Annotated in this window: 2 protein-coding genes; both read right to left on the bottom strand. The window is 27.3% G+C overall.

The genetic code is table 11. From position 1 onward, the window contains the following. Positions 1-139: 139 nt before the first annotated feature. Positions 140-2,791, bottom strand: a complete 2,652-nt coding sequence (locus B2W91_RS03750; protein ID WP_291578941.1) for a cell wall-binding repeat-containing protein — start codon at positions 2,789-2,791, stop codon at positions 140-142. A gap of 671 nt (positions 2,792-3,462) precedes the next feature. Continuing rightward, positions 3,463-4,890, bottom strand: a complete 1,428-nt coding sequence (locus B2W91_RS03755; protein ID WP_291578942.1) for a cell wall-binding repeat-containing protein — start codon at positions 4,888-4,890, stop codon at positions 3,463-3,465. Positions 4,891-5,259 lie beyond the last annotated feature (369 nt).

Consider the following 5,259-nt stretch of genomic DNA (forward strand, 5'->3'; position numbering starts at 1 on the left):
CTACTGTTCCCCAGAGGTGAAAAAAACTAGCAATTGTATTGCTAGTTAAAAAATCTATTTAAAGAAATTATTTTGTTTAAAAATAATTTCAACCATAATTCTTCATCCTTCATACTTAATTCTTAATTCTTATAAGTTCTCAATTGTCCATCGTCAATCCTCCATTGTTTAAGTATATTTCATACTCCTTCTTTTCATCAAAATTATTTTCTTTTATTAGCTCAGTGTAACTATCTGTATTACCATTTAAGATATCCATTGTTGAAAAAGCATGTATTACAATAACTGGATTATTATTTATACCTTCATGAATTATTTTTTCAGCTAAAAATAAGATATAATTATTAAATATATTATCTCTATTTATCATTATTGCAGGATTGTTGTTATCCTTTAATACGTTTTTAGTTGATAAATAATTTTCATCTGAATATCTTAAAAAACGCACATCAGAGTTATTAATAACTAATCCAATTTTTTCATACTCTAAACTTAGATTTTTTAATCTTATTATTGAATTATTAATTTCTAATGCTGTGCCACCGCTTTCTATTCCAACAGTATTAAACATAATACCTTCATTTTTAGTCATTTCTACATTATCTATACTTACAGTAGGCTTTTCATTATTTGTACCCTTAACAATAATTTGATTCAACACTACGGATTTATTAAGAATTGCCAAGTTTTCTAGTTCTATTTTAGGATTATTTCTATTACCGCTAATTATTATAGGCTTGTCCAAAATTATTTTTCCTAAGCCTTCAATATCGTTTTCTACATGTATTTTTTGCGTCACTTTACTATTGATAGCCCTTTCAAATTCTTCCTTATTTCTTACCTTCACTTCATTGTAAGGAATTATAACTTCAACATTTTCTTCAATATCGTTATTTATTTTATTAGAATTCTTACTTTTTATAAAACCCTCTTTAATATTAATTTTTTCAACTATACCACCTGTTTTTATTATTATAACCAATTGATTTTTTGCAACATTTACTATAATATCATTACTTGCTTCTTTTTCTTTAAAAGTTAATGATATATATTTCCAAAATGAATCCCTTGTATTTAGCTCAATATCTTCAGAGAAACTCAATTTAATAGTTTTATCTACTACTGCTATACTAGGATTTTTAATGTATTTATTTTCTATATATATTTTTATTTCTTCTGAAGCTAAATTGCCACATCTTATCAATCCTTTAGGTATGGTTAAAGAGCTTACCTCTCCTTTAAAGTTTATTGTAACTATTTTACCTTCAGTTTTAATTCGCTTAACAGTTATATCTTCTCCATCTATAGAAATTTCTTCACTTATATTTTTATCTATTTCAACTTCTCTATCAAATTTTAATGTTATTTCTCCATCATGAATTTCATAGTTTATCATTTTAGGTGGTATTAAATTTTCTTCTGGTGCATTATCGTCTTCTAAAATCACATCTATTCCTTTATAGATTTTTACTCCATCCTTTGATGCTATAGCCTCATCTTTAATTCTTATTCCACTAAAATCTCCCTGCTCTTTTAAACTTACTAATAGATTTTCTTTTTCTATAGCTAATTCTTTTATTTTTTTATTATTTTCTGTCATTACTTCAATTTTTTCTTTATTATTAATTTTTACTTCACTATCAAACTCTATGTTAATTTCATTATTATTAATCTTTTTATACCCTTTATAAGGTAACTCTTCTAATTTATCTTTTTCAATTTCTGTATTTTTCTTTTCACCCTTATTATCTGAGCTTTTCACTTCTTCTTTAACTGGAGCAACATCTTGTACATATTTATTATTAACTTCTTTCCTATCTGGAAGTGAATTATTTCTACTTAATATATCTTTAAATAAATTTTTATTTTCATAGTTAAAAAAGTTTATTTCTGTATATTTATTAATACTATCTTTTAATAATTCCTCTACTTTAGGCTCATTATCCTTATCCAAAAGAATTAATGGCGCTTTATCTACAGTAGCTAATTGTCCTATTATTAGTGCTTGAGCTAATTGATCATCTTGTCCACTAGAAATATATATCTTATTAAAGTTTAGCTTGTCCTTAAAATGTTCAACTACTTTCAAGTTTGTTTCATACCTATTTTCTCCATATATCCGTTTTGCTTTTAACTTGTTCTCACTTTCACTACTAACTAATTTTTCTCCACCAACTACGTAATTATTTTTATTATCATAATAAAAATTTTCTTTTATATTTCCCTTATTATCTGAAACTAAAATAGCCGTTTCTTCTCTTACTGCAATTTGACCTAAAGAAATAGAATCTGGCAAGCCATTATATCCTATAACTGCCACTGATTTATATTCTCCTAATTCCTTCGAAATATTAATACTTGTTTCAACTCTATTCCTTCCCCCTAGTCTAATCACATCTATTCCATGACTTTTCAATTGAAATGTTAATTCCTCTTTTAAAACTCCCTGTCCTGAAGGTAAATAAACCTTATTAACTCCCTTATTCTTTAAGTTTTCTATAAGTTCATCTTTAATCTTTTCTCCATTATTAATTAATATAATAGGAGCTTTTTTCTTATAGGCCAAAGTAGAAATAGAAAGCAAATCAACTAAATTTTCATCCTTTTCCAAAGCTAAAACTGCTGTTTTTCCACCCCTATAGGCATTATCCCAAAGCTCTTTTGCCACAGTTATAGATAATTCACATCTATCCATACTCTCAAGCTTTTCAAAAGATCTTCCATAAACTTTCTTACTGCATAATATTAAGGATAGTGCTATTATCATAGCCAATCTTTTTCCTTTAAACACAACCTCTCCCCCACTATTCAACTAAAAATTTTCACATATTTTAATTTTAACACATATGGTAATTAATGTTAAAATTATAGTTGAAAATAACTAAAAAAACTGTAAATTATTTTTAAATAATTTACAGTTTAGACTTTATTCAATTCACAGTTCACAATGCACAATGCACAATTGTAGATATTTCTCAGTTATCACTGAGAAATTTAAAATTGATTCTGTAGCGGCGAACAGTGTTCGCCATAATATTATTGCATCGGTAACTGTTCCTTAGAGATGAAAGATACTTTACAGCATTAATTTCCACCCCTGGGGTCTATAATAAAATTATAGATTTAAACAAAATTAAAGTAGTCGCAGAATTTAAATCTGTAACTACTTCTGTTTAGACCCCTGGGGTGCAGTATGATATGGCACAGTACCTGCAACTTTAAACAATATTTCAATAACATTGCCTATCTCCATAAATTTAGTATAATCTCATTAATTCTTGCTCCGAACTATACTGCACCTCAGGGNNACTACTGTTCCCCAGAGGTGAAGAAAACTAGCAATTGTATTGCTAGTTAAAAAAATCTATTTAAAGAAATTATTTTTCTAAGAAAATAATTTCATCCTTAATTGTGAATTGTGAACTGTGAATTGTGCATTATTTTAAGTTTTCAATTGCCTAACTATTTATTAGAAAAATGCTGTGTTGCAAATAATATATTATTTCTTTTGTACTTACTATAATATTTATCACTATAAGCTACAGATATAGCTGTTTTAGTGTGTTCAGAATAAAGTATATTTTCTCTATGACTTTCAGAGTTCATCCAAAGATTGAATATATGATCAGCATCAATTTCTGATAAAAATTTAGTAGTATATAATATATTTTCCTTTATGGATGTAGGTGTGTAATCAAAAGCTTCAGCTAATGCCTGAGCCATTCTATTATCATAATTTATATTGTTATGTCCAAAATACTCTAACTGCATCATTGCTCTTGATTTATATCTCGATATCTCATACAATTCCTCATCCCAAACTAATGGTGACAGACCTCTTTCTTCTCTTGCACTATTACATAAATTAAATAATTCTTTTTCTAACTGTTCTAAATACACCATTTCATATTTATCTGGTAACGACTTTACCTTAGAGTTTTCTTCAGTAAATTCTGGCGATATATATGTTCTATTAACTATAGCTTGTACCGCATCTTTAGATACTGTTCCACCAACTACAATAACATCAAAATATCCTTTACCCTTTACAAAATTAATTGTTTCTTTTTCAGCATATTGTCCTAAAGGTATTACAGGCGATTTTTTCATTGCTGCAATAGGAGCTGATGACAATGCATCTGCAAAATTAGAAGAAGTAGTTAAAAGTAATGCTTCAACATCTATATCTCCATAAAAACTCTTTAATATATCTCCAGTTCTTTTATTATCCACCCTTTTAAAGTTAGAAAAAATATCATAATTCAAGTTTAAATCTCCTATGATGCATCCGCTATTAACACCCTTTTCACTCATATAATTCTCTAGATAGCTTTTGTCATTATCGTATAAGATAATTGGGTTTTTACTCATGGAAGCATAGCTAGAAATTAAGGTTACGTCCTTATAATCATGTCCACTGCATATTATAATATTTTCTATATCACCAAGCTCTTTAGCAATTTTCACACTAGTTTCATATCTATTTATTCCACCTAATCTAGTAACTTGAATTCCTAATTTTTTTACTTCTTTCTCAACCTCTTCAGACACAGCACCAATACCACCAACTATGTATATATTTTTAGTTCCTAGCCTTAAAATTTCTTTTTTGGTAAATTCATTTAACTTATTTTTATTTGTTAATAGAATTGGTGCTTTTTTACTAAAGGCTAAAGGTGAAGAAGTTAAAGCATCTATATAACTTTCTCCGCTAGCAATAACAGCATATGGAGAATTTTCATAATTAGCTTTACTTAATAAGGCAGATGTTTCGTATCTATCTACCCCAATAATATAATCCACTTTTTCTCCGAAACCATAAGTTTTAATACTAAAACATATTAATATCAAAGCAAGAAAAAAGAAAGTACAAACTTTCCTGTTTTTCATTATATTAATCCCTCCTTTAATATACTACTATTGAACATTATAACTCCACTTTTATACAATTCACAACTTATTAATGAAGAATGAATAATGAAGAATGAAGGATTTATGGATACTTCTCCTTTATAGGAGAAGTTCAAATTTAATTTCTTTTTTAAAGTTACATAGTAACTTCTTATAAAAAAGCTAGCAATTGTATTGATAATAAAAATATTAGTTAAATTTATTACTATTGTTCCGAATCATACTGCACCTCAGGGGAACCCTAAAGGGCTTCACTACTGTTCCCCAGAGGTGGAAAAACTAGCAATTGTATTGCTAGTAAAAATCAATTAAAGAAATTAGTTTTAATTAAAACTAATTTCAACCATA

This window comes from Clostridium sp. UBA6640 (genome assembly GCF_002455975.1).
In the GTDB taxonomy this organism is placed as follows: domain Bacteria; phylum Bacillota; class Clostridia; order Clostridiales; family Clostridiaceae; genus Clostridium_J.

What these genes read in the sequence shown, in the direction of transcription:
- B2W91_RS03755 (WP_291578942.1), bottom strand. Translation starts at nt 4,890, where the DNA reads ATGAAAAACAGGAAAGTTTGTACTTTCTTTTTTCTTGCTTTGATATTA.